The sequence below is a fragment of the Sediminicola luteus genome (assembly GCF_002514735.1).
Classification (GTDB): domain Bacteria; phylum Bacteroidota; class Bacteroidia; order Flavobacteriales; family Flavobacteriaceae; genus HQA918.
Genome location: NZ_KZ300476.1, coordinates 56,896 through 80,423 on the forward strand (window position 1 = coordinate 56,896; position 23,528 = coordinate 80,423).

Sequence of the window (23,528 nt, forward strand, 5' to 3'; positions counted from 1 at the left end):
TTGGGGTATGGAAAAGAAATTTGCGATAGACCGAAGAACATTTATTACCACCACGGCCCTGGGCTCGATGGCTGCCGTAAGTGGTATGCCCTCAATACCCCGGAAACAACCTTTACGTTTTGGCTTGGTTACCGACAGCCACTATGCCGATCGAGAACCCAACAATACGCGCTATTACCGCCAATCGCTTGAAAAAATGGCCGAGTTTTCTGAGGTGATGAATGAAGAACAGGTAGATTTCGTGATCCATATGGGCGATTTTAAAGATGAAGACCCCCAACAGAAAGAAGCCGACACCTTGCGTTACCTCAAGGAAATGGAAGCCGTTTACGGTAAATTCGACGGGGCTCGTTACCATTGTTTGGGCAACCACGATGTAGACAGCATAACCAAACAACAGTTTTTGGACCATGTTGAAAATACCGGTATCGCCAAAGACAAAAGTTATTATTCTTTTGATGTAAAAGGCTGGCATATTATCGTGCTCGATGCCAATTACCATGCCGATGGCCAAGATCAATTCTACAAAGAAGGGGCCGACTGGCAAGACCCGAACATTCCAGAAAAAGAAATGGCCTGGCTGGCCAATGACCTAAAAACCCATACGGGACCTACTTTGGTGTTCTGCCATCATCCTTTATTCGATTTTCAAAGGGGAACGGCCAACTATAAGGTACACCAATATAAAACCGTACAAGGGTTATTGGAAACCCACGGAAACGTTAAAGCCGTTTTCCAAGGGCATGTACACGAAGAACGACAGGAGACCATTAACGGTATCCATTACCTTACGCAATTGGCCATGGTCGATTATTCGGGAATGGAGAACAACAGTTTCTCTATCGTTACGGCCCATGACCATAAAATTGAAGTCTTGGGTTACAAACGGGTAGGAACCGTAAAATTATAGTCGATTCCTAAGCTGTAATCAGATCATTTGTTAAGGTACTTTTGAAACGATGACCTAACGAACCATCTCACTAACCCACTAACCCACTATCAATGTACATTCCACCTGCCTATCAAGAAACCGACCCCGCACGAATTCGGGCTTTCGTACAGGGCCATAGTTTTGGCATTTTGGTCAGTAAGGGCAATCGTTTTCCTATGGCCACACACATACCGCTGGAATGGTACACCGAAAACGGGATCGATTATTTGGTAGGGCATATCGCCAAAGCCAATGCCCAATGGCAAGATTTTAAAAAGCAACCCGAGGTCTTGGCTATTTTCCAAGGACCGCACAGCTATGTTTCCTCTTCGTGGTACGAAAGCGAAGAAGTGCCCACCTGGAACTATATCGCCGCCCATATACAAGGGCAGCTTATACTTATGGACGAAACGGAACTCATGGAACATATGGTGACCATGGTAAACAAATACGAAGCCATAGCCCAGCATCCGGTCGATCTTGAGAAAATGTCGCCCAAAACCTTAAAACAAATTCGAGGTGTAGTGGGTTTTAAGATTAAAATTGAAAAATGTTACGGGGCCACCAAGCTCTCCCAAACCCGTTCTACATCGGAACAAGAAACCATTGTTGATGAACTAAGAAAACTTGATGATTCCGGTAGCCAAGGCATAGCGGATGCGATGGATTCTCGGGTAAAAATTGATTAATTAACCAAAGGTCATTATGTTGGCTTATGCCCTGCTAAGAATTGGCACCATTACGAATAACACGGGAATTACCAATTAATTAGCTACCTTTGTTTCTTATGCAACAAAACGCTATTTACTGCAACAGCTTAGCGCTGGTATAAAGGGTAAATCCAATATTCCGATTTACCGCCTTCCCGTTTGCCCCCTTTTGGGGTTCCCTTCATATTTTCTATTATCTGATCAAAAATAGGGTCGGATATCATTCATTTATACCAGAAAAATGCATACTTCCATCCATTATAAAACACTAGGATTACCGCATAACCATAATTATAATCATCCGTTACTTGAACAAGTTGGTTTTAAGTTGGCCCGTATTAGCATTCAACACCGCGAACGCTACCAATGTTTATCTCCCCAAGGGGAAGAAAGCGCTGAACTATTAGGTAATTTGAGGTTTAGCGCCACCTCAAAATTGGCATTACCACAAGTGGGCGATTGGGTAATCGTTCAAGAATTTGAGCCTGGCCAAGTACTCATTCATTTTGTTTTACCGAGAAAGCAACTTTTAAAACGGAAAGCATCCGGAAGCCTGAACGAACAACAACCCATTGCCGCCAATGTTGATAACGGTATTATCGTTCAGTCATGTAACCGTGACTTGAATCATAATCGAATCGAGCGTTATTTGGCGCTTTGCCATAATGCCCAGGTTAGCCCTATGATACTTTTGAACAAAACCGACCTTTGGGAAACGGAACACTTACATGTCCAGTTAGACCTTTTAAAGCATAGATTCCCAAAAACCCCAATTTTTGCCTTAAGCTGTAAAACCAATGCGGGTCTAAGGGATTTTAAACAACATTTGGAAAAAGGAAAAACTTATTGTCTGTTAGGTTCTTCAGGGGTAGGTAAGTCTAGTTTGACCAATCTGTTATTGGGTAGTAAGAAAATGGAAACCCAAGAAATTGGCTCTGCCAGTGATCGTGGGAAACATAAGACTACCCATAGGCAATTACATATTTTGGACCAAGGGGCCATACTAATCGACAACCCCGGTAAACGCGAGTTAGGCATGAGTAATGAAATCGCAGGATTGGATAACACTTTTGATGACATCCAAGATTTTGCCAAACAGTGTCGGTTTTCCAATTGTACCCATATTCATGAAGTGGATTGTGGGGTTCTAACGGCCTTAGCCAATGGGAATCTTTCCCAAGAGCGTTATTCGAATTATCTGAAACTATTTAAAGAAGTAGATTTCTATGCCGCGACAACCTTAGAACGAAAGCGTAAGGAAAAAGATTTATCGCGATTAATTCGTGTTAACAAAAGGAAAAAACAGTAGCTTTTCCTATGAATACTAAAGGGAGAAACCCGCACACATCCGCGGGTTTCCTTCTTTAGTATAGTTAAATATCACTTTTATCAAAACTATTTTTAATAGATGAAAGAGCATGGGAATTTTGGCCAACATATAATTACCGACCCCATAGATTTGACAATGGAACAATCAATTGGGTTATGTTTGTCAACTTTTTAGTTTACACTTATTTTTCCCGTGGCCTTGGATCAATGGGCAGGTTGTGAAATGCTTTGACCGAGACTTTTCCAAAGTCTTTATGCAATGGATTCAATATGATATTGGATTCAAGCCCAACTATGGCCGAGGGCACCTGCAGCCCCAAAATAGCATCATGGACTACCATTTCCGTAAAAACCCTTGCACTGTTCGGGGAATACGGATAAGTGTTCCATTGTTTGGGCAATACTTGCAGCTTGTGAATGTTCAAATTATCAGGAATAACAATTTCGGCTACCAATATCTCTTTCGGAAGAAGTGCGATATTCTCCGCATGGATATAATACTCCAACAAGGCCAGGGAAACATGTTGGGAACAATACACCGCTCGTGTACCGGTCATATTCCACCGGCCACCATATAACTCCGCACCAACTCCTGAAAGAATGGCTTCCTTATATTTTGCATTCGTAATCCGGTAAACGACCATTATCCGTACACATTGTACTTTATCCTACCAATTTCGTTTTGCACCATTTCAAACCCTAGACTGCTATCGAGTAGATCAAAGGGCGGGTTACCACCAAGTGTACGTAGCGGTGTTTTAAGCCAATTCTTAAAATCGGCTTTGCTGTCAAAAACTTCATATCCCATACCAAAAAGTCGTGCTAATTCATAAATACGCTCAGAGGTCTCCTTACCATACACCTCCTTTTTATGCATACTACTGATCGAGGCTGGTAATATGTGTTCAAATTCTTTTTCGGTAGATTCGGTATATTGGATAAGTGCTTTCCATTCAGACTTACGAACACCTGATCTTATGCGACCAAGCAACTCCATGGTAGCGCCTGAAGCATTCGCATGGTTACTCACTACCCAAGAAGGCGAATATTTACCATACTGCTTACGAGACCTACTTCTTTTTTGTTCTTCAGCAATATCCATAAACGTAAAATTACAATTATCTTATTGTAAATATACAATTTAACTATGAATTAAACGGTCTTACCTTCTTTTAACCAAATACTTACAAAACCGTCTATATGAACAAACATATCAATTTAGCTGCCCTCACCCCTAGCCCCTCTCCCCGAGGGAGAGGGGAAATCTGAAAGAAGCCTAAGTATTTAACAGCTAATTTTATCAATACACATGCTACAGGGATACGCTATCGGATAAGCTGTTTTCTACAAATTATCCAACTGATTCGAGCTTTTGTCCTTACTAATCGTCCAGAAGAAGCCTACGAAAAAGAAGGTATCGGCCGCAGGGCGAATAGCCAAACGGTCGAAAGTTCCCATCATATTGGGTTCATTGGCATATTGGTAGCCATTAACGTTGTTAAACCCAGCCACATTACTGATAGAGAAATACAAGATTTTCTGCTGCGATAACAGATAGGCCCAATTCACACTCAGATTGTTATAGGCCTTGGTCTTATCTACCATAAATCCATCCGAATTCGGATTGTCATAGGTACGGCCGGAAGCAAAGGAATACGATAGTCCGATCTGCGAACGCCATTTGCTAACAAAGTACTTACCCACCAAAGAGAGGTTATGTTTCGGCGCGAAAGAAGGTACGGCCTCGCTCTCAAAATTTCGGTAATCGCGTTTGGTATCCAAGTAGGAATAGGAGGCCCAATAATCTAGGTTTTTAATGCCGTTATTATCGCGCCAGAATAGATCCAGTCCGGTGGCATAGCCATCCCCGGAATTCGAAAAATCCGAATTAAACATGGGTAGGTCGGTATCGTATTTTACCAAATCCCTATAGGCTTTATAATAGGTTTCGGCCCGAAAAGTCTTGCCTTTGTTCAGGTATTGGTAGTTCAAGATAAAATGTCGCGTTTTTTCGGTCGTCAACCCGGAATCATACTTCAGATAATCGCGCAAAGGAGCTTGCCAGTAGCCACCATAGGCCAGGGATACCTGCCCGTGTCCGCCAATAGTGTGTGCTAACGATAGTCGTGGTGAGAACTGTGTTTCTTTGAGCAAAGAGGAATACCCTACCCTTGCCCCTGCCTTTAGGGCAAAATCGTTGTTAAAAAAGATATCGGTTTCCGCAAAAAAAGCGCCGATATTATCGGTATATCCCGATTCGAAACGATTGTTTTCGGTGTCTGTAAATCGATCTTGGTAGTCCGTGATAAAATATTCTACACCAGAACTAATACTGAAGCGGTTCGAAAATGACTTCTTTATACGAGATTTTACATGTAACCCCTTTTCTTCGGCATTGACTTTGCCGGTATCCAAACCAATTCGGTTACGGTCATAAGAGATACTCCCCCCCGTAAATAAAGACCAATCGTTTTCAAAAAAATGCCGGTAATTGGTATTGAGATACATATTATTGTTCTTCAAGGCAAAGTTTACGTATTCGTCAAAATTGATGTCTTCTTGGGCAATATCAAGATCCGAAAAACTATAGCCTCCATAGACTTTCAACATGCCTTTATCAGTTTTATTACGGTATACGGCTTCACCCGAAAGCGCTTGTACGGGATCGTTCCAACGTACCCCTTGATCCGAGGGTATCAAAGATTCATAAGGAGCCAAATTAATGTAAGAGGCATTTACACTCAGTGAATTTTCGCCCCAGATTTCGGTATGCCCGATACCACCACCCACGGACATGATCGAAATATCGGTTTTTTCCTGTTCCGGAAAATCGGTGGTATTCAAGAGTAATACCGAAGAAAGGGCTTGGCCGTATTCAGCCGCATACCCCCCCGTACTAAAAGTAATCCCCTTGAATAGAAAGGGTGAGAACCTACCTCGGGTAGGTATGTTGTTCGGTGTTGCCCCAAAGGGTTGGAAAACCCGGAGGCCATCTATAAATACTTGGGTTTCCCCAGCCTCTCCACCACGTACGAACAAACGTCCGTCTTCGTTTACGGTCGATGTGCCCGGTAGTGTTTGTAAAGCCCCCACAAAGTCTCCAGCTGCCCCAGCCGTAGTTACGATATCCAAGGGTTTTAGAACAGACACCTTAGAATTATCACCCGCTTCAAAAGTACCGGCCGTTAGGGTCACTCCCGTTAATGTGTTTAGTGCTTCTACCAGTTTTACATCAACTTCTTTAAAATAACCAACATCGCCAGCCATCACATACTCGTCAAAAGAAAGCATGGAAACTACTAGGGTTTGGGTGCCGGTTTCCTCGGTTTCAAAATGGAATTTCCCATTTTCATCGGTAGAAGCACCATCATAGGTGCCCTGTAGGTACACATTGGCCCCAAGAACAGGTACCCCTTTGGTATCGGTAACAGTGCCGGATATTTCGGATTGGGCTTGGGTAAAAAAGGGAAGTAGTAATAAGAAATACAGAAATCTCATGATCGGTTCGTTTTTTGTTGGTACAAAGGTGATACGGAGCCTTTCTTTTTTATAAAGTTGCTTACCGAACCGTAGCATTTGGCGACTGAATCGTATCTCCATTAAGAACGATCTAAAATGGAGTTACCTCGCTTCATTAATCCAGTTTCCAATCCGTCTAGATTTTATGAGTCCAAAAAATTACCCTTACAACATCTTTTTCAGGATTTGTAACGTATAAGAGGGTAAAGCTTGAATGCATTTATTCAGGTGCAAGTAGAACACTATGATCAAAAACTACAGTTTCCGCTTTTGGAGCTTTATCCCATGGGTGCTCTGTATGGGCATACCCATTCTTAGCTTCGGTCAGCTGAAATCCCAACAGGATGCGGCGTACACTCTGGGCGAATATACCGGCAAAGCCCAATACCAATATATTATCACCGGAATCGACACCTTAAAGCAGGGAGCCTTCAAACTAGAAAGCACCGATTTAGAGGCGCTATTGGAAAAGGGTGATACTTCCTTTAGTATACAAGGGCAATTTGAGAACGATCAGCCCCAAGGGGCGTGGCATTTTCAGTTGGGAGAATACCAAACCGATAACATGACCAGTTTTTCCGGGGCCCAATACCAAATCAATGTAAGTGGTGTGCTACAAGAGGCTAAAGGGGGTATACAAAATGGAAAAGCCTCGGGTAAATGGATGTTTTCGAACCAAAGCATCGAAAACTCCAAAGCCGTAGATACGCTGTTTTTTAGCACTTTTACTTTTGAAGAAGGCCTGCCCATACAGCAAATGCGAATGGAAGACGGCTCCCATACTCTATTGGGTCGTTTTTTAAGAAACGGTGATACACACGATACCTGGACTTTGTATTCCAACAACGGTAATGCTTTGGAAAACTGGCATTTCTCTAACGGACTATTAACCCAATGGGAAGTAAAACAAAACAACCATCTGGAACCCGTTTCGATATTTGACGGCAATTACGATCAAATGGAAGCTATTCCTTTAGACGTCGGCTTTTTAAACTTGATCAAATTTTATGCCGGACAAGGTATGGCCGCCCCAGACACTCAAACAATTACCCTGTGGAAAAACTATCTTACCTACAGTGATACCATAGAGGGGTTATTTGCAGCCATGGGAGCTAACGATTTTTCATTAACACCCCAAGTTAAGGCACCCCATTTTCAACTGGAAGCCCAGCAACAGGCCTATCTAGATTCGATAGTGGGTAGTATTGAAATAAGCTCGCAGCTGGCCCAAAACTATTTGGATGACAACCATTTAAACTTGTTAAAACGAACCGATAGTTCGGCCCAATACCACTATGATGTTTTAGGGGCTTTACAGCAACAGTTTATACAACCTTTAGCCGAATTGGTTAGTTATAAGAAGCAGGGTATCGTAGATAATTTGGAAGCCTCCCGATGGCATAGTGTGCTTTTCCCTCAAGGTAAACCATCCAGCGCAATTAGCATACCGACAAATACTGGTGATACTAGAATATACCAAGGCCCCAACGCCGCTGATTATGACTTTAACGAGAAATCTTTTCTAGCGCTATTGCAAATGGCCCAATATACCCAAGGGGCCGTAAAAGATGTGGCTACTGCATTGGATGTGATATTGGCCCAGGAAAAGCAACAGCAATCCATTGTGGCGTTAGAAGATGAAATGATGGCCCGATCCAATCGATTGAACACTGCTTTGGATTCACTCGGCATGGTGCTTCCGGAATACCAAAATATGTTTGACCAAATTAAGCGTACAGGGGAACAAAGTTTGGCTTCGTATGCCCAAATTTCCAACGCACAAAACAAATCTTCCGAAGCGGAAAATACGGTCAATTGTTTACATAGTCTGACCGAGCTGAGTATGGAAGTAGGCCAATTACCCGAAAAGCAACAGCAAATCAGCGCACAGTATACCGATGCGGTCTATAACCCGTTTACGGCCACTATCATGGATGAAACCGTAAAAAAGCGGATAGTTTCAGCTTATAAAGACAAAATCATACCGTACCTATTAGGTCAAATAGAAGATGGGCTTAGTTGTGAAGAAGCCGCTACTATGCCGTCCTTATTTAAGGCACTGCACCAACGTATGGCAGATCTTCGGGAAACCGATACCGCAAAAATGGAACGTAAACTCCGAAAGGAAAAAGATCCACGGGCCGTACTTCATATGTTCAACCTTAAGCCTGTAGGCCAATAGTTTCAGCTATGCGACGATTTAAACATTTTTTACGCAGCTTCGTATTCGTGCTTTTTCTATGTGGTTTTGCCCAAGTACTGGCGCAGGATGATAATGAACTACCAAAAGAGTCGAAGTTTAAGGAACCAACTACCAAATTATGGTTCAACACTTATGGCAACATCCGCATATCGAAGCGTTTGTTTTGGGATGCCCAAACCCATTTTCGGTTTCAAGAAACAGCCGCTACCCCATTCATCGGTCAAGTGGCCCAAGTATATAACCGCCACGCTATTGGGTATATCTATTCTAAATATGTCAACTTCAGCTTAGGTGGGGTGCTTCGGGTCAATTTCAACACCAATGAACTTTCCGAAGATAAAAACGTGGTGCCCGAGTGGCGTATTTGGCATCAGTACCAATTTGCCCAGCCGGTTTATAATGCTATGATTTATCACAGAATCCGAATTGAACACCGCTGGACCAAAGGTTTTACCGAAGACAGCGACTATATCTATCGAAATCGCTGGCGTTATATGTTCCGGGCCAAAATTCCTTTGAACAACCACAAACTGGAAACCGGAACCCTTTATGTTTCCCCAGAGGCCGAGTTGATCATGCAAAGTGGCAAGGCCGTTGTCGGTAGCGTAATGGAAGACCTGCGGGTAACCACAACTCTGGGGTATATTTTAAACCCAAGATTAAAGGTTGCGGCCGGACTCATGTACTCCCAAGGACAAACCTTGTACAACCCTGGGGTGTTTAAACAAAGCTGGACCATGCGCTTTCATGTGTACTTCTCCCCAGATTTCCGTAAGGTTAAAAATAAGTTGCCCGAAATCCATTTTACCGATTAGTGCGTATATACCTATGTAAGAAACCTAACTTATGAAGTTTTTCCAAAAATTTTTATCCGTCGGTATTATCGCAATCATGGCCGCATCCCTTGTCTTTATGGGACTCTCCCAAAACAAGACTCGAACGGAATTGGCCCGAAAAACCGAACGCATCAATCAATTGGAAAATCGTTTACAGACTGAAAAACAGTTATGGGAGGCCGATTCGCTATTATTACAAGGTCAATATTCCGATGCCATGGCTCATTATAAAGGTCAAAAGGAAAACCCGATTTCCGATGGCCCAAGCGGGGTTAACCTCCGTTTGGCTTTGGCCGCAAAATTCTTGGCCTATGAAAAGGCAGCATACCAAAAGAATCAAGATGAATTGGAAAACGGGGAAGAACCGGATACGGAAACCCAAATTGTTGGTTCAAATATAAATAACGCCCAGTTAGACTCATTAAGTTTCGCGCTGTCTAAGGCCCAAGTACAAATGGCCAAGCTGCGAAAGCAATTGCACGAAAAATCATTTGGTGAATATGTTACGTTTACCAATGCCAAAGGTAGCCAAGTACACTATGTAGGCAAGGTAAAAGATGGTAAGGCCCATGGGTACGGTGTGGCTATTTTTAACACTGGAAGCCGTTATGTGGGGTATTGGAAAAACAACCAGCGCCATGGTCAAGGCACCTACTATTGGAAAGATGGTGAGTATTATGAAGGGCAGTACCAAAATGACCAAAGAAACGGGCAAGGTACCTACTACTGGCCCAAAGGTGAAAAATATGTAGGCCAATGGCAAAACGACCAACGCTCGGGCAAAGGGGCCTTTTACGATAAAAAGGGCAAGATTATGACCCAAGGGGTTTGGGAAAAAGATGAGTTGATTTCCCATAATTCCAAGGCCAACAAGAAAACGGCCAAAAAGAATTCGGTTGCCGCTTTGTAAACGCCCACCACTTCCTTCCTTTATTTTACCAAACCTTCGAACCCATAGGTTTTTGCTTCAACGATCCATCCTCTAAAATCTACAACTGGGTAGTCCGGAATTGAATATGCTGTAAAGCGAACGCATCTTTGTTGTGTAATCAATTCAAAACCACCTCTAATGAAAAATGTATTCGTAGTTCTCGCCCTTATTTTCTCATCTGCCGTAATCCAAGCCCAAGCAGAAAAGACCAACACCATAACGGTAACCATCGACAATATCGTAAATGATAATGGCACCGTGCTATTTAGCTTACATACCCAAGACACCTTTATGAAAGGCCCTGGCATTAAAAACGAGGGTAGCACCATAGAAAACGGTTCCGTAACCATCACTTTTACCGATGTGGCCCCAGGCGAGTACGCCATTATGGCCCTACACGACGAAAACGACAACAGGCGTATGGATTTCGAAGCTAACGGTATGCCCAAAGAAAGTTATGGTATGTCGGGCAACGATATGAGCTTTGGCCCACCTAGCTATCAAGCAGCCAAATTCACCTACGAAGGCGGCACAAAAAAATTGACGCTAATGTTCTAAGGCAATGCGTACCGAACAAGTTTATTCATCAATCAATCAAAACACAGCCGGGACTTCTCCCAGCTGTGTTTTTTTTGTGGCCTATGGCAGTACCAATGGCCGTCAAAACTGTTTTTCATCCTATCCGGAACCAACACAACGATTTCATGATTCTAGTTAATTTTACGATTCACTAGTATCTATAGCAATCTTCACCAACTAACTTCTTTGCCCTTAGCCATTTTGTTTCAAATAATACAATTCCTTTAGAAATAGGTATGGATAGCTGTGCCGGAATGGTTAATTTCAACACTTTAAAAATTCCAGACCATGCCATACCGTGTACCCAAGACCGTTTTACCTATTTCCATAGTCTTCCTATCACTATTGGTCAATTTTAGCTGCAAGGAAAAGCAAACCCAAAACGCGAAACCGGCCCAACCTAATTTCCTGGTTATTTTAGTCGACGACCTGGGGTATTCAGACTTGGGGTGTTTGGGTAGCACCTATTACGAAACCCCGAACATAGATGGTTTGGCAGCCAAAGGCGTAACCTTTACCAATGGTTATGCCGCCTGCCAGGTATGCAGTCCGTCTAGGGCCAGTATTATGAGCGGTAAACTACCCGCCCGCCATGGTATTACCGATTATATTGGAGCCAAAACCGGAACCGAATGGCGCAAGGCCAAACGGGAGACCCAATTATTACCCCCTGAATATGTGACCCATTTACCCCATGAATATACCACCCTACCCGAAGCTTTAAAAGAAGGAGGCTATCGTACTTTCTTTGCCGGTAAATGGCATTTGGGTAGTGAAGGCTCCTATCCGGAAGATCATGGTTTTGATGTGAACCAAGGCGGTTATGAAAAAGGTGGTCCCTATAGTGGTGGATATTTTTCCCCATTTAATAACCCCAAAATGACGGACTATCCTGAGGAAAAAGGCATGTCCCTTTCTATGAAACTGGCCAAGGAAACCTCCAAATTCATAGCTGAGCACAAAGAAAGCCCGTTTTTGGCCTTTTTGTCTTTTTATGCCGTACACGGGCCCATTCAAACCACACAACAAAAATGGAAGAAATATAGGGATAAGGCCGAAGCCATGGGTATTGCCGAAACCGGATTCGAAATGGAGCGTAGACTGCCCATTCGCAAACAACAAGACAATCCAGTATATGGCGGACTAATCGAACAAATGGACGAGGCCGTCGGCCATGTATTGGAAACCCTGAAAGCCCAAGGCTTGGCAGACAATACGGTCGTTATTTTCACTTCGGACAATGGCGGGGTGGCCTCGGGCGATAATTATTCTTCGAATATGCTCGACCTTCGCGGAGGTAAAGGCTACCAGTGGGAAGGTGGGATCAAAGTCCCTTTTATCGTTTATACACCTTGGCTAACGACCAAAGGAACCGTGAACGAAACCCCGGTAATCGGTACAGACCTCTATCCTACCCTATTGGATCTGGCTGGGTTACCTGCTAGGCCACAAGAGCACCAAGACGGGTTGAGTTTGGTTAATGCTTTAGACGGTAAGGGGCTATCCAAAAGGCCTTTGTATTGGCATTATCCGCACTATGGCAACCAAGGTGGCGACCCCAGTTCGGTAATTCGTCAAGGGGATTGGAAATTGATCCATTATTGGGAAGATGATACCGATGAACTTTACCGACTTAAAGAAGACCCAAGTGAACAAAACGACCTGGCCCAACAACATCCCAAAACGACCCAAAAATTAAGAACTCAATTGCTGGAATGGTTAGATTCGGTTGGGGCCAATAAAGCGGTGCAGGACCCTGAATATAGCGAAGCCCGTTTTAAACAAAAAGAAGCCTGGTTTCGCGATACCCTAATGCCCCGCTTGGAAAATGGCCGTAAAAAAATGCTGGAAACCGATTGGCAACCCAATGCCGATTGGTGGGGAAGTAAAACGGATTGATTATTGAATATTGATTATTGACACATATCAGTGGTTCGTATTGATTGCTGAAAACCGAATAGGATTTCTCTGTAATACGCTGCGTTATTTAGTCTTTAAAAATTATTAGAATGAATTTCACAAGTAGCACAGCAAACTCTAGTTTTTATCAATATAGATTAGCATTCTACAAGAATGGAATACTATCAAATAAAAAACCGCCCAAGGCAAAACCCAAGGCGGTATGGTACATCTAAATCAAGTAATCTCCCTTAAAGGGTTTATATTTCCTCGTCTAACCAAGCTTTCATCATCCAGACGGTTTTCTCTTGCTCGGTTATAAAATCGCTCATCATCGAATTGGTGCCTTCGTCATTGGCATCGTCGGAACTGTCCAGTAATTCCCTTTCCAAAATCAATAACTCAGTCAAAGAATCAACGATCAAGCGAATGGCTTGTTCATCTTGGGTTATATCTTTTCCGACGGGTACCCTGGTGTTTGCACTATAATCGGCGAAGGTATGGTAGGGTACGCCCCCAAGGGTAAGGATTCGCTCAGCGATTTCATCTACCTTGGTATTGGCGTCGTCGTACAATTCTTCGAACTTTACATGAAGATCGAAAAAGCGTTTTCCCTTGATATTCCAGTGAATACCACGTAAGCTTTGGTAATATTGCTGAAAGTTGGCCAAAAGCACATTAAGTTCCCCGCTTAACTTCAATGATTTTTCTTTGTCTAATCCTATACTATTGCGTTTCATTTGGTAAAGTTTTTATGTGTTTTATATGTTGGTAATCTATTCGAAAGCAAACCGTTAACTGCTTCCCTTTTTTGTTATCACAAAGATACCCTTATAAAAACGGTTATTAAGTATAGATTATATTGATAGTTTTTATATTTTTATCATTCAAAACTATCGCAAATGACCATTACCCAACTGTATTACGTATTAGCCGTAGCCGAGCATCGCAACTTTACCCAAGCCGCAGAAAAAAGTTTTGTAACCCAACCTACCTTAAGTATGCAAGTGCAAAAATTGGAAGACGAATTGGGGGTACAATTGTTCGACCGAAGCAAAAAGCCCATAAAAATTACTGAAGTCGGTAAAAAAATCGTGGAGCAGGCTAAAAATATTGTAATCGAGGCCGAACGTATCAAAGATATCGTGGATCAAGAAAAAGGATTCGTTGGGGGCGAATATACGTTGGGCATTATACCCACCATAATGCCCACCTTATTACCTATGTTCCTAAAGACCTTTATCAAAAAATACCCTAAGGTGAATTTGATCATCAAGGAACAAAATACCGAGACTTTAATCAAAAACCTGAACGAAGGCCATATCGATGCCGCCATTGCGGCCACACCATTGGATAATGAATCGCTTATAGAGCGGCCGTTATACTATGAACCTTTTGTGGCCTACGTACCCAAAGCCCACCGTTTGGGTGAGAAAAAGGAATTACTTCCCGACGATTTGGATATAAACGATGTACTGTTGTTACGCGATGGACATTGTTTTCGAGATGGTATCATCAATATCTGTAACGCCAACCGAAATTACGGGGAAGAGCATTTCCGTTTGCAAAGTGGGAGTTTTGAGACCCTAATCAATCTGGTAGATGAAGGTTTGGGTATGACCCTACTACCCTATCTGAATACCATGGAATTGGATGGTGAAAGAAAAAAGAACCTTAAACATTTCGAAGCCCCCTCCCCTGCCCGTGAGGTAAGCTTAATCTACCACAAAAGCGAACTGAAAATACAAATAACCAATGCCCTAAAAGATGTTATCAGTGGCTTAGTAAAAGGAGCCATTGCCTTTCACGATGTACAGATTATTAGTCCGTTGAATAAGGTGGGGTAAAATCCGAAGGACTCTCTCTAAAAAAGTAACTTAGGTATAAAAAACGAAACCCGATAGTTTGACGAATCAGGGACTATCGGGAATAAGATAGTACAAATATATTAAATCTAATCGAATATAACAAGATGACACTTAATGAGATACTCTAAATTTGCCGCTATTTTATTACCTGCAAGAATGAGCCGTTACCATAAGGCTGCGCATGGTGATACCAGAAAGGCAATGACATTGTATCGTTTGAATCTAAAACTTTCTCAAGAGTTTTTTACGGTAATCAGCTGCTTTGAAATCGCATTAAGAAATAAAATTGACCAACATGGTATTACTAGATTCGGAAATCACTGGTTAAGGGAAGGAGCACGAACAAATGGTTTGTTTGACACAAATAACACCAAGCTGACCCAAAAAAACATTAACGCTGCCGTTACGAAATTAGGCCCGCATTATTCACATAATAAATTGGTGGCTGAATTAGGGTTCGGTTTTTGGAGGTATTTGTTCGCACAAAAGCAATTTAGAGCCACTGGTAATACCCTACTTCATATTTTTCCATGCAAACCAAAAAGCTCAACTTCTTTTCAATATAACCAGAACTATGTTTTTAATCAATTAGCAACCATAAATAACTTTAGGAATAGGATTGCCCATCACGAACCAATATGCTTTCTGAAAAAACAATCTATTAAAGATTTGACCAGTGCCAGGAACCACTATAACACAATTTTAAATATGTTTCATTGGATGGACATTGACGCCTCTGAATATTTATACGGTATAGACCATATTGAACAGTATTGTGACCAAATTGAAAGGCTTTAACACAATCTTAAATTAATTTTATGTTTCTTAAAAAACTTTCGAGGCAAACTAAAAAAGGGCTCCCGTGGGAACCCTTTTTCTATGCTTTTAAATACATTAAACTTGGTCTCAACTCTGGCTTGTCGGTCGTGAATTGGTTGAGCCAGAATCTTAATTCTTCAATTTCATAAGGTAACAACCTAGAAACTGCTTTTTCCACCTCTTTGCTAAACAATTTGGCATCGAAGCTTACCTTTCGGAGCACGGTTTTGGTGTACTCCAACATAGCTCTTGGCATACTCTTGGCTTTAATTACATTGTTTTCCCTAAATTAACCAAAAATCGAGTTGGTTAGTATTCTAGAACCGTTAAAAATAAGATAATAATCTGTTAAATGCAATTTTCATTCACGCAACACCCTCTTTTTAAAACGATTACAAAACACCTTCTTTGGGTTGTCGCCATTACGATTGTGTTGGCTTCTTGTGCCCCGGCCCAAAAGCTGGGTTATGGAAAGAACGGTCACGAATATTTTGACCATAAGCTTTTCGAAAATCAATTTACCGGGGTTTTGGTAATCGATGCCCAAACCAAAGACACCCTGATAAACCATAACGCACACAAGTATTTCACCCCGGCAAGTAATACTAAAATCGCTACCTTGGCCACCGCCATTTCGGTATTGGGTAAGCAAACCCCTGCCCTAATCTACACGGTACAAAATGATTCTTTATATTTTAAAGGTACTGGCGACCCTTCCCAATTACATCCGTATTATCAAGACAGTACGGTAACCCAATTTTTATCAAAACAGAAAAACTTGGTGTATTGTCCTGAGAATTTTCAGGATAATGCCTATGGCCCCGGATGGGCTTGGGAAGATTATGATACCTATTATTCCCCCGAGCGCAGTCCGTTGCCTCTGTATGGCAATGTGGCTATCATTTTTCTAAAGGATAGTTTGTACATTATTCCCGAATATTTTAAGGATTCACTTTATAACGGGGGCGAACGAAATCGGAAGCCATTTCAAAACCGCTTCAATAGGAACCAAATGCCGGGTGACTCTTTGGAAATACCCTTTATCACCTCTACGAAAAACACCCAAAAACTATTGACTTCCCTTTTGGATAAAAACATTGAAATCGGGACTTTTCCCAAGGGTGATAGCCAAACCTTGTATTCGGTACCGACCGATTCCCTTTTGAAGCGTTTAATGCACCAGAGTGACAATTTTATTGCCGAACAACTCATGCAGCTCTCCGCCGGAACATTGACCGATACCTTAAACTTTAATATCGCCCGTAAACATGCGTTGGATGTTCTATTCCCCGAAATGCCCCAAGAACCACGTTGGGTAGATGGTTCCGGACTGTCGCGGTATAATTTGTTCACGCCTGCCTCACTGGTGTATTTATTAGACCGGCTATACGCCGAAATACCCCAAGAACGTTTGTTCCATCTGTTCCCTACTGGAGGTAAAGTAGGTACATTAAAGAATTATTATGCCGGAAACCCGAGACCTTATCTACATGCCAAATCGGGTAGTTTAGGAAACAATTATAACCTTAGTGGGTATTTGGTTACCGATTCGGGCCGGGTATTGATCTTTAGTTTTATGAACAATCATTACCGCCAACCTACCCAGAAATTAAAAACCCGAATGACCATCTTTTTTGAAGCCATTCGGGATAATCTGTAGTAAATGGTTTGGGGCCATTAAAGTGTTTTTTTATAAGTCCAACTTTAGACTTTAGACTTTAGACTTTAGACTTAAACCTACTGCATAATCTTAATGCGCCCCCCTGCCAATTGCTTTCTATTGACTTCTTTGGGGTCGCCATAAATATAGATGTCGCCCCCGGCGGTAATACTGGCATCCACCAAATCTTCGGCATTTACCTCGGCCTCACCGGCTGCGGTAATGGCTATTTTAGTGGTCTGGGTCTCTAACTCGCGACCTTCGAAAATTCCGCCCGTATTCAGTTTTATTTCCTGATACTTGGCCAAACCGGATGCTTGTACAATACCACCGGTAACCGCCTTCACTTTTACATCGTCTACTTTGAGTCCGACTTTGATTTTACCACCTTCTTGCGAGCGCAGTTCAATGCGGTCTTGCTCTATAAGTTCGTTGGCCACGATTACGGCCCCTTCGTTGGCATCGATCAGTTTGATATTGGTAAAGTATACTTCAATAAAGGTTTGGGCCCCATCGAAACGATTGTCGAGCTCCATACGAAGTTTCAGTTTACCATTTTGGTTAATGATCTTTACATAATGGGTATCCTTGCCTTTGATTACTACCTTGTTTTCATCGGATTGGATAAGGTTTACCTCCATAAGATCGAAAACCTTTAGGGTATGGAAGTTACCTAAATCTTTTTCTATGGTTTTTTGGGCAAACAAGCCCATACTTAGGAAGAGTGTCAGTAAGGTAATTTTTATTTTCATGATCTTTCGTCTTTTGGTTTCTATAAAGATACAACTGATCGGGGATCGTTACAGTTTGGCTTTATTTTGTTTCGATTTTTTACCTTCATATTACCCTTGTACAGTCTAACCTTCTATTACATTTTCAAATCTTCAAATTACCATATTGACACATTGTATATTGATACATCGTTACCTTATCACATTGGGACTGGCTGACACGAATTTCACTAATTCCACGAAGGCTCATGTTTATTCCGAGGCAAGATTTTCAGCTGAAAACCGGGTTGTTACACAGAGTTTCACGGAGAAGGCCCAGCGTTTCACGGAGTTTGTCTCCCAACTCATCAACTCAACGATTCAACAAACCAGTTTGGAGTTATGGGGTATATTGGTTTACGAAGATTTAAACATCTTACTGGAAAGCCCTCACCCCGACCTTCTCCTCCCGCCATTCCGCGGGACAGGCGCCAGAGAGGGAGTTCTCAATGATTTCGTCTATTTTGGAACTTTGGAATTCCGATGAAACAATTTCCAACTCCATTTTCAAATTGGTACATTGACCTAGGCCGATACAATTACCCCCCTAAATCCCCACGAGGGGATGTTTTGTCGTTCGATATTGACTCAAAAAAGTACATCGAACTTCGTACTTTCTGGCCTATTTTCAAATTATCAAATTATCAAATTGTTACATCGTTACATTGTATATTGGTACATTGGCATATTGGCCAAACTGACAGCCAGAGCCTCTCAATCTTCTATGCGCATACGCATATTTAAAAGATGGGGTTTAAAGCCTGCCTTTACATAGGCTCGTATCGCGGCTTCGTTCACGGAATAGACATCTAGACGGAGCTCGGTAAGTTTATTCGCCGAACACCATTTTTTTAAGGCTTCCATGATTTTACCATTGATACCCTTACCCCTATGATTAGGGTCTACAAACATAAAGCCCAAATAGGCATACTGCTTATGATCTAAATATGGCCGGGGTTGGCGTTTGTTGGCATATGCAGAAGCCACCAATTCCCCATCGAGTTCGGCTACGCAAACATAATGTTCCGGTGAATCGATCATGGCGGCAATGTCGTAATAATTAATCTGTCCGTTTCGGATGGTGGGATCCATGGGCCGTTCCGCTTCAATGATGCCTTGTTCGAATCGCAACAGCGTAGGCAAATCGTTTAGGGTGGCTTCTCGAATAATCATAATCAGAACTATTTTCTAGGTATCGAAACGGAAAATTACCGAATACCGTAATGGCAAGCAATGATTTATTAAATGAGTTATGGGTTAAGGGTTATGATGGGTAATTTTGTGTTGTTCGTTGTTTGTTGTTTAAAAAAAAGAGGGTCAAGAATGACATTAATCCTTATATCAACTTTCAATAAAAACGCATGGTCACCTCAATCTTCTATCCCCATTTTCAAATTACCAAATTTCCAAATTGACACATTGGAATATCGATACATTGTTACATTATCACATTGCCACTGGCTGACACGAATTTCACGAATTGCACTAATTTTTCCACTTTGCACCTATAATTTTCCACTCATATTCAAATTTTCAAATCGTTACATTATCAAATTATTCCTTCGGACTTGCTAAATAATCCCTTGGATCATGGCATGTTGTATCAGCATCATGGTTTTAGCGTCTTTTATCTCGCCTTGGGTTAGGGCTTCCTTTACCCGGTCATAACTCCACTCCAGTACTTCGATATCTTCACTTTCATAATCGGCACCACCACCCTCGGTTTGGCGTTGGTTTTCATTGTATTCGGCCAAATAGAAATGAATAATCTCAGTTACCGATCCCGGACTCATATAGGCCTCAAAGCATTTTTCGATTTGGGTTATGGCATAACCGGTCTCTTCTAAAATCTCCCGTTTTATACTTTCTTCGGGGCCGTCGGGTTCCATGACCCCGGCAGCTACCTCTACCATAAGTCCGTTGCTGTTGCCATTTAAATAGGTGGGTAGGCGAAATTGGCGGGTCAATAGTACCTTTTGTCGTTCTGGGTTATATAGATACACAGCCACCCCATTACCTCGGTCATAGGATTCGCGGACTTGGGTTTCCCAGGCCCCGGCAAAATTCTGGTAATCGTAGGTATATTTTTCCAGTTTGGCCCAGTTATCGGACAATAATTCGGCCTTTAGGTTTTTGATTCGATCAGATTCCATTTATACGGTAACGGTTTTGTTCAGGTATTTACGAAAGGGCAACATGGCGCTATAGACTTCGGTAACGTAGTCGAGATAATCGGGCTCGAATACCATTTGCCGCTCCATGGTATGGTAGGCCTCAAAGCTCTTTCGTCTTAGTAATTGGATATGTGGATGGTCTTTCGGATAGCCTTTTGGTGCCGTTTTCAGATTATCAGTGGTATCTAATTGTCCAAAATATTTGACAAAACTTGGGGCTTCGATTAGGGCCTGTAGTGCTTCCCCATTGTAATCGATGCCCTCACGAATACTTCGTAATACCTTGGCCTCCGGCCTAAAAAAGCCGCCAGCGATAAAACATTCCCCCGCCCCTAGATGCACATAAAAATCACCGGTGCCCGGTCGCCGGTCTACTGCAGCCCCTATATAGTCTTTATAAGTGGGCTTGTTTGGGTGGAACATAAGGTTGTTGTTTATCCGTGTAATCGCCCGCTTCCCTGGGGTGGGATAATAATCGGAATCCAATTGTTCAAGCCGAACATCCAAATGGTCTACCCATTCTTGATATTCGGCCTTAATCTCTAAATAACGTTTTCTATGCCGATCTAACCATTCCTTGTGGTTGTTATCGCGAAGTTCTTCCAAAAAGCGGAACATTGCTTTAAAATCCATAAGCATGCAAGCTACGGAAATAATCAAAATAAGTATGTCCTATATTTAGATGATAGACTATAGAATAAAGACCAAAGACCATGGGCCAATCAACGAATCCTTAAACCAGTTATGAGTTAAGGTTTAGGAGTTATGACATGTAGTTCCCACTTCGTAATTCGAACTTCGGCTCCCCTTTTCAAACCTTCAAATCGGCACATTATCAAATCAACTCATTCCCTCAGGCCGACACGAATTGCACGAATTAACACGAATAGTACGGTTGTTCCACGGAGATTCACGGAGAAGACGCATAGTTTCACAGAGGTTTCCCTTAACTGATTCAACAATTTGGGCAACCCGGTTATGATATTTTCAAATTAGCACATTTTCAAATTGGCACATTCACCAAGGCCGACACGAATTGCACTAATTAACACGAGTACTTGTGCTGATTTACAGGTGCATTTTCAAATTTACTTTGTCGTTACACAGAGTTCACAGGGAAGACACAGAGTTTCACAGAGATGGTTTCCACCAATAAATACTCCAGTTATGAGTTAAGGGATATGAGTTATGACAACTTCGTACCTCCCACTTCGTAACTCGTACTTAAAACTTCCGTCACATTTTCAAATCTTCAAATTACCACATTGGCACATTGGTACATTGGTACATTGCCGCAGGCCGACACGAATTTCACGAATTGCACTAATTTTATTGGGCTTTCATTATAAAGTGTGATGTCTCCTATCGTCGACACGATTCTTTAAATAAGTTAAGGGTTATGACAACTTCGTACCTCCCACTTCGTAATTCGAACTTTCTACCCCATGTTCAAATCATCAAATTTTCACATTGATTCATTGGTATATTGCTAGATTGGCACATGGCCACAGGCCGACACGAATTTCTCGAATTGCACTAATTTTATTGGGCTTTCATTATATAGTGTGATGTCTCCTGTCGTCGACATGACCATTCTTTAAATTAGTAATGAGTTATGACAACTTCGTACCTCCCACTTCGTAATTCGAACTTTCTACCCCATTTTCAAATCGTCAAATTTTCAAATTGCTACATTGTACATTGCTATATAATACAATGGATTCCAAACCGTAGTCGCTAAGCACTAGTTCACCATCTACTAGTCCACTAACCCACTAGCCCACTAAATCAAAACCTATTATCGCCATCCAACAAGTCGCCAATGCCACCTAAAATACTGCCCTCACCTTTGTCTTTCCCCCCACCTCTGGGTGCTGCGGCCCAAACACGACCGGCCAATCGGCTAAAGGGAAGTGATTGTACATAAACGGTACCGGGTCCACGTAGGGTAGCAAAAAAGAGACCTTCACCCCCGAAAACCGTGTTTTTGATTCCGCCTACGAATTCGATATCATAGTCCACATCTTTGGTAAAGCCCACAATACAACCGGTATCTACTTTTAACACCTCGCCAGCGGCCAGTTCTTTGCGCGCTAAGGTTCCACCGGCATGTACAAAGGCCATACCATCGCCTTCCAGTTTTTGCATAATGAACCCTTCGCCACCAAAAAGGCCACGGCCGAGTTTTTTAGAGAATTCGATACCAACCGAAACCCCTTTGGCCGCACAGAGAAAGGCATCTTTTTGGCAAATAAATCGTCCGCCGTATTTCATAAGGTCAATAGGTACGATCTTACCTGGGTAAGGCGCAGCGAAGCTGACTTGTTTTTTGCCTTGTCCGGCATTCATAAAGGCGGTCATAAACAGACTCTCGCCCGTTAACAGGCGTTTTCCGGCTGAGAACAATTTACCCAATACCCCTTTGTCTTGGTTAGATCCATCGCCAAAAATGGTGTTCATTTGTATGCCCTGATCCATCATCATAAAACTGCCCGCCTCGGCCACTACGGCCTCTTGGGGATCAAGTTCTATATCTACATATTGCATTTCCTCGCCGTGGATCTCAAAGTCTATTTCGTGGTTTCCGTATTTCATAATGTGTATTGTATAATGAAGTCGTTTAAACTTTTATGATTGATTCAAGTTATTGGTATTGAATAGGCAAAAATTGTTACAGTGTTCCTATGGTTTGTTGTTCATGGTTTGTTTAATGGGTAATCGATTATAGCTATCATCATATTTGCAAATCTTCAAATTACCACATTGACAAATTGGTACATTGCCGCAGGCGAACACGAATACCCCCCTAAATCCCCCCAAGGGGACGTATTATCATTCGATTTTGACTCAACATGGTAATTGGAAAACTTCGTAACTCCCACTTCGAAACTCGAACTTTGCTAACCATTTTCAATTCTTCAAATCTTCAAATTACCACATTGACAAATTGGCACATTGCCGCATGCGAACACGAATACCCCCTAAATCCCCCCAAGGGGACGTTTTATCATTCGATTTTGACTCAACATGGTAATTGGAAAACTTCGTACCTCCCACTTCGTAACTCGAACTTAAAACTTCCGTCCCATTTTCAAATCTTCAAATTACCACATTGACACATTGGTATATTGCCGCAAGCGGACACGAATTTCACGAATTGCACTAATTTTTATAGTGTCTGTAAGGCATAATACTGCTAGAAAACAAGGTATAACACAGCGTTTCACGGAGAAAGCTTCCACAATACTTCCATCAAACGGATTCGCAGCTAAAAAATAAACCATAAACGATTCAACAACA

Annotated in this window: 21 protein-coding genes; 11 read left to right on the forward strand and 10 right to left on the reverse strand. The window is 42.2% G+C overall.

Going from position 1 to position 23,528, the window contains the following annotated elements:
- Positions 1 to 7: 7 nt before the first annotated feature.
- The 3 genes from B7P33_RS00160 to rsgA all read left to right on the forward strand — a co-directional run bounded on the left by B7P33_RS00160 (position 8) and on the right by rsgA (position 2,950).
- Entirely contained in the window at positions 8 to 910 is a 903-nt protein-coding gene (locus B7P33_RS00160) for a metallophosphoesterase family protein (RefSeq protein WP_097439951.1), read from the forward strand.
- A 92-nt stretch (positions 911 to 1,002) separates the two neighbouring features.
- Positions 1,003 to 1,620, forward strand: coding sequence for an FMN-binding negative transcriptional regulator (locus B7P33_RS00165; RefSeq protein WP_097439952.1), 618 nt, complete (start codon positions 1,003 to 1,005; stop codon positions 1,618 to 1,620).
- A gap of 262 nt (positions 1,621 to 1,882) precedes the next feature.
- Positions 1,883 to 2,950 (forward strand): ribosome small subunit-dependent GTPase A, encoded by a 1,068-nt coding sequence (gene rsgA, locus B7P33_RS00170; protein ID WP_097439953.1) that lies wholly within the window; start codon positions 1,883 to 1,885, stop codon positions 2,948 to 2,950.
- Positions 2,951 to 3,152: 202 nt separating this feature from the next.
- Here rsgA and B7P33_RS00175 read toward each other — a convergent pair whose 3' ends face one another.
- The 3 genes from B7P33_RS00175 to B7P33_RS00185 all read right to left on the reverse strand — a co-directional run bounded on the left by B7P33_RS00175 (position 3,153) and on the right by B7P33_RS00185 (position 6,468).
- Positions 3,153 to 3,614 (reverse strand): RES family NAD+ phosphorylase, encoded by a 462-nt coding sequence (locus B7P33_RS00175; protein WP_097439954.1) that lies wholly within the window; start codon positions 3,612 to 3,614, stop codon positions 3,153 to 3,155.
- Positions 3,614 to 4,072 carry an antitoxin Xre/MbcA/ParS toxin-binding domain-containing protein gene (locus B7P33_RS00180; RefSeq protein WP_097439955.1) on the reverse strand — a complete coding sequence of 153 codons (459 nt, stop codon included), beginning with the start codon at positions 4,070 to 4,072 and terminating at the stop codon, positions 3,614 to 3,616. The genes B7P33_RS00175 and B7P33_RS00180 overlap by 1 nt, the downstream gene beginning before the upstream one ends.
- A gap of 242 nt (positions 4,073 to 4,314) precedes the next feature.
- Positions 4,315 to 6,468, reverse strand: coding sequence for a TonB-dependent receptor (locus tag B7P33_RS00185; RefSeq protein WP_097440726.1), 2,154 nt, complete (start codon positions 6,466 to 6,468; stop codon positions 4,315 to 4,317).
- 265 nt (positions 6,469 to 6,733) lie between these two features.
- On the opposite strand from B7P33_RS00185, the gene B7P33_RS00190 reads away from it, so the two are divergent.
- The 5 genes from B7P33_RS00190 (at position 6,734) to B7P33_RS00210 (ending at position 12,937) form a co-directional block, all read left to right on the forward strand.
- Positions 6,734 to 8,671 carry a hypothetical protein gene (locus tag B7P33_RS00190; protein ID WP_141402354.1) on the forward strand — a complete coding sequence of 646 codons (1,938 nt, stop codon included), beginning with the start codon at positions 6,734 to 6,736 and terminating at the stop codon, positions 8,669 to 8,671.
- Positions 8,672 to 8,679: 8 nt separating this feature from the next.
- Positions 8,680 to 9,507, forward strand: coding sequence for a DUF2490 domain-containing protein (locus tag B7P33_RS00195; protein ID WP_097439957.1), 828 nt, complete (start codon positions 8,680 to 8,682; stop codon positions 9,505 to 9,507).
- A 31-nt stretch (positions 9,508 to 9,538) separates the two neighbouring features.
- The gene (locus B7P33_RS00200; protein ID WP_097439958.1) at positions 9,539 to 10,438 is read left to right on the forward strand and encodes an MORN repeat-containing protein; all 900 of its coding nucleotides are present in this window, start codon (positions 9,539 to 9,541) and stop codon (positions 10,436 to 10,438) included.
- 159 nt (positions 10,439 to 10,597) lie between these two features.
- Positions 10,598 to 11,017 (forward strand): DUF2141 domain-containing protein, encoded by a 420-nt coding sequence (locus B7P33_RS00205; protein ID WP_097439959.1) that lies wholly within the window; start codon positions 10,598 to 10,600, stop codon positions 11,015 to 11,017.
- Between the two features lie 309 nt (positions 11,018 to 11,326).
- On the forward strand, positions 11,327 to 12,937 hold the full coding sequence (locus B7P33_RS00210; RefSeq protein ID WP_097439960.1) for a sulfatase: 1,611 nt from the start codon (positions 11,327 to 11,329) through the stop codon (positions 12,935 to 12,937).
- 260 nt (positions 12,938 to 13,197) lie between these two features.
- Here B7P33_RS00210 and B7P33_RS00215 read toward each other — a convergent pair whose 3' ends face one another.
- Positions 13,198 to 13,677, reverse strand: a complete 480-nt coding sequence (locus B7P33_RS00215; protein WP_097439961.1) for a Dps family protein — start codon at positions 13,675 to 13,677, stop codon at positions 13,198 to 13,200.
- Between the two features lie 162 nt (positions 13,678 to 13,839).
- Between B7P33_RS00215 and B7P33_RS00220 the strand changes: the two genes are divergently transcribed.
- Positions 13,840 to 14,784: a LysR substrate-binding domain-containing protein gene (locus B7P33_RS00220; RefSeq protein ID WP_097439962.1), complete on the forward strand. Its 945-nt coding sequence runs from the start codon at positions 13,840 to 13,842 to the stop codon at positions 14,782 to 14,784.
- 135 nt (positions 14,785 to 14,919) lie between these two features.
- Positions 14,920 to 15,603, forward strand: coding sequence for an Abi family protein (locus B7P33_RS00225; RefSeq protein ID WP_097439963.1), 684 nt, complete (start codon positions 14,920 to 14,922; stop codon positions 15,601 to 15,603).
- 79 nt (positions 15,604 to 15,682) lie between these two features.
- Here the strand turns inward: B7P33_RS00225 and B7P33_RS00230 are convergent, their stop codons facing one another.
- The gene (locus tag B7P33_RS00230) at positions 15,683 to 15,880 is read right to left on the reverse strand and encodes a hypothetical protein (protein WP_097439964.1); all 198 of its coding nucleotides are present in this window, start codon (positions 15,878 to 15,880) and stop codon (positions 15,683 to 15,685) included.
- Between the two features lie 96 nt (positions 15,881 to 15,976).
- Between B7P33_RS00230 and B7P33_RS00235 the strand changes: the two genes are divergently transcribed.
- Complete coding sequence (locus B7P33_RS00235) at positions 15,977 to 17,284, forward strand: D-alanyl-D-alanine carboxypeptidase/D-alanyl-D-alanine-endopeptidase (protein WP_097439965.1); 1,308 nt, start codon at positions 15,977 to 15,979, stop codon at positions 17,282 to 17,284.
- Positions 17,285 to 17,361: 77 nt separating this feature from the next.
- Here B7P33_RS00235 and B7P33_RS00240 read toward each other — a convergent pair whose 3' ends face one another.
- The 5 genes from B7P33_RS00240 to B7P33_RS00265 form a co-directional block, all read right to left on the reverse strand.
- Positions 17,362 to 18,036 carry a head GIN domain-containing protein gene (locus tag B7P33_RS00240; protein WP_097439966.1) on the reverse strand — a complete coding sequence of 225 codons (675 nt, stop codon included), beginning with the start codon at positions 18,034 to 18,036 and terminating at the stop codon, positions 17,362 to 17,364.
- 732 nt (positions 18,037 to 18,768) lie between these two features.
- Positions 18,769 to 19,227 (reverse strand): GNAT family N-acetyltransferase, encoded by a 459-nt coding sequence (locus tag B7P33_RS00250; protein WP_097439968.1) that lies wholly within the window; start codon positions 19,225 to 19,227, stop codon positions 18,769 to 18,771.
- Positions 19,228 to 19,625: 398 nt separating this feature from the next.
- Entirely contained in the window at positions 19,626 to 20,207 is a 582-nt protein-coding gene (locus B7P33_RS00255) for an NUDIX domain-containing protein (protein WP_097439969.1), read from the reverse strand.
- Positions 20,208 to 20,861, reverse strand: coding sequence for a DUF2461 domain-containing protein (locus B7P33_RS00260; RefSeq protein WP_097440727.1), 654 nt, complete (start codon positions 20,859 to 20,861; stop codon positions 20,208 to 20,210).
- Positions 20,862 to 22,016: 1,155 nt separating this feature from the next.
- Entirely contained in the window at positions 22,017 to 22,823 is an 807-nt protein-coding gene (locus B7P33_RS00265; RefSeq protein ID WP_097439970.1) for a TIGR00266 family protein, read from the reverse strand.
- Positions 22,824 to 23,528 lie beyond the last annotated feature (705 nt).

What these genes read in the sequence shown, in the direction of transcription:
- B7P33_RS00160 (WP_097439951.1), top strand. Translation starts at nt 8, where the DNA reads ATGGAAAAGAAATTTGCGATAGACCGAAGAACATTTATTACCACCACG.
- B7P33_RS00165 (WP_097439952.1), top strand. Translation starts at nt 1,003, where the DNA reads ATGTACATTCCACCTGCCTATCAAGAAACCGACCCCGCACGAATTCGG.
- rsgA (WP_097439953.1), top strand. Translation starts at nt 1,883, where the DNA reads ATGCATACTTCCATCCATTATAAAACACTAGGATTACCGCATAACCAT.
- B7P33_RS00175 (WP_097439954.1), bottom strand. Translation starts at nt 3,614, where the DNA reads ATGGTCGTTTACCGGATTACGAATGCAAAATATAAGGAAGCCATTCTT.
- B7P33_RS00180 (WP_097439955.1), bottom strand. Translation starts at nt 4,072, where the DNA reads ATGGATATTGCTGAAGAACAAAAAAGAAGTAGGTCTCGTAAGCAGTAT.
- B7P33_RS00185 (WP_097440726.1), bottom strand. Translation starts at nt 6,468, where the DNA reads ATGAGATTTCTGTATTTCTTATTACTACTTCCCTTTTTTACCCAAGCC.
- B7P33_RS00190 (WP_141402354.1), top strand. Translation starts at nt 6,734, where the DNA reads ATGATCAAAAACTACAGTTTCCGCTTTTGGAGCTTTATCCCATGGGTG.
- B7P33_RS00195 (WP_097439957.1), top strand. Translation starts at nt 8,680, where the DNA reads ATGCGACGATTTAAACATTTTTTACGCAGCTTCGTATTCGTGCTTTTT.
- B7P33_RS00200 (WP_097439958.1), top strand. Translation starts at nt 9,539, where the DNA reads ATGAAGTTTTTCCAAAAATTTTTATCCGTCGGTATTATCGCAATCATG.
- B7P33_RS00205 (WP_097439959.1), top strand. Translation starts at nt 10,598, where the DNA reads ATGAAAAATGTATTCGTAGTTCTCGCCCTTATTTTCTCATCTGCCGTA.
- B7P33_RS00210 (WP_097439960.1), top strand. Translation starts at nt 11,327, where the DNA reads ATGCCATACCGTGTACCCAAGACCGTTTTACCTATTTCCATAGTCTTC.
- B7P33_RS00215 (WP_097439961.1), bottom strand. Translation starts at nt 13,677, where the DNA reads ATGAAACGCAATAGTATAGGATTAGACAAAGAAAAATCATTGAAGTTA.
- B7P33_RS00220 (WP_097439962.1), top strand. Translation starts at nt 13,840, where the DNA reads ATGACCATTACCCAACTGTATTACGTATTAGCCGTAGCCGAGCATCGC.
- B7P33_RS00225 (WP_097439963.1), top strand. Translation starts at nt 14,920, where the DNA reads ATGAGATACTCTAAATTTGCCGCTATTTTATTACCTGCAAGAATGAGC.
- B7P33_RS00230 (WP_097439964.1), bottom strand. Translation starts at nt 15,880, where the DNA reads ATGCCAAGAGCTATGTTGGAGTACACCAAAACCGTGCTCCGAAAGGTA.
- B7P33_RS00235 (WP_097439965.1), top strand. Translation starts at nt 15,977, where the DNA reads ATGCAATTTTCATTCACGCAACACCCTCTTTTTAAAACGATTACAAAA.
- B7P33_RS00240 (WP_097439966.1), bottom strand. Translation starts at nt 18,036, where the DNA reads ATGAAAATAAAAATTACCTTACTGACACTCTTCCTAAGTATGGGCTTG.
- B7P33_RS00250 (WP_097439968.1), bottom strand. Translation starts at nt 19,227, where the DNA reads ATGATTATTCGAGAAGCCACCCTAAACGATTTGCCTACGCTGTTGCGA.
- B7P33_RS00255 (WP_097439969.1), bottom strand. Translation starts at nt 20,207, where the DNA reads ATGGAATCTGATCGAATCAAAAACCTAAAGGCCGAATTATTGTCCGAT.
- B7P33_RS00260 (WP_097440727.1), bottom strand. Translation starts at nt 20,861, where the DNA reads ATGGATTTTAAAGCAATGTTCCGCTTTTTGGAAGAACTTCGCGATAAC.
- B7P33_RS00265 (WP_097439970.1), bottom strand. Translation starts at nt 22,823, where the DNA reads ATGAAATACGGAAACCACGAAATAGACTTTGAGATCCACGGCGAGGAA.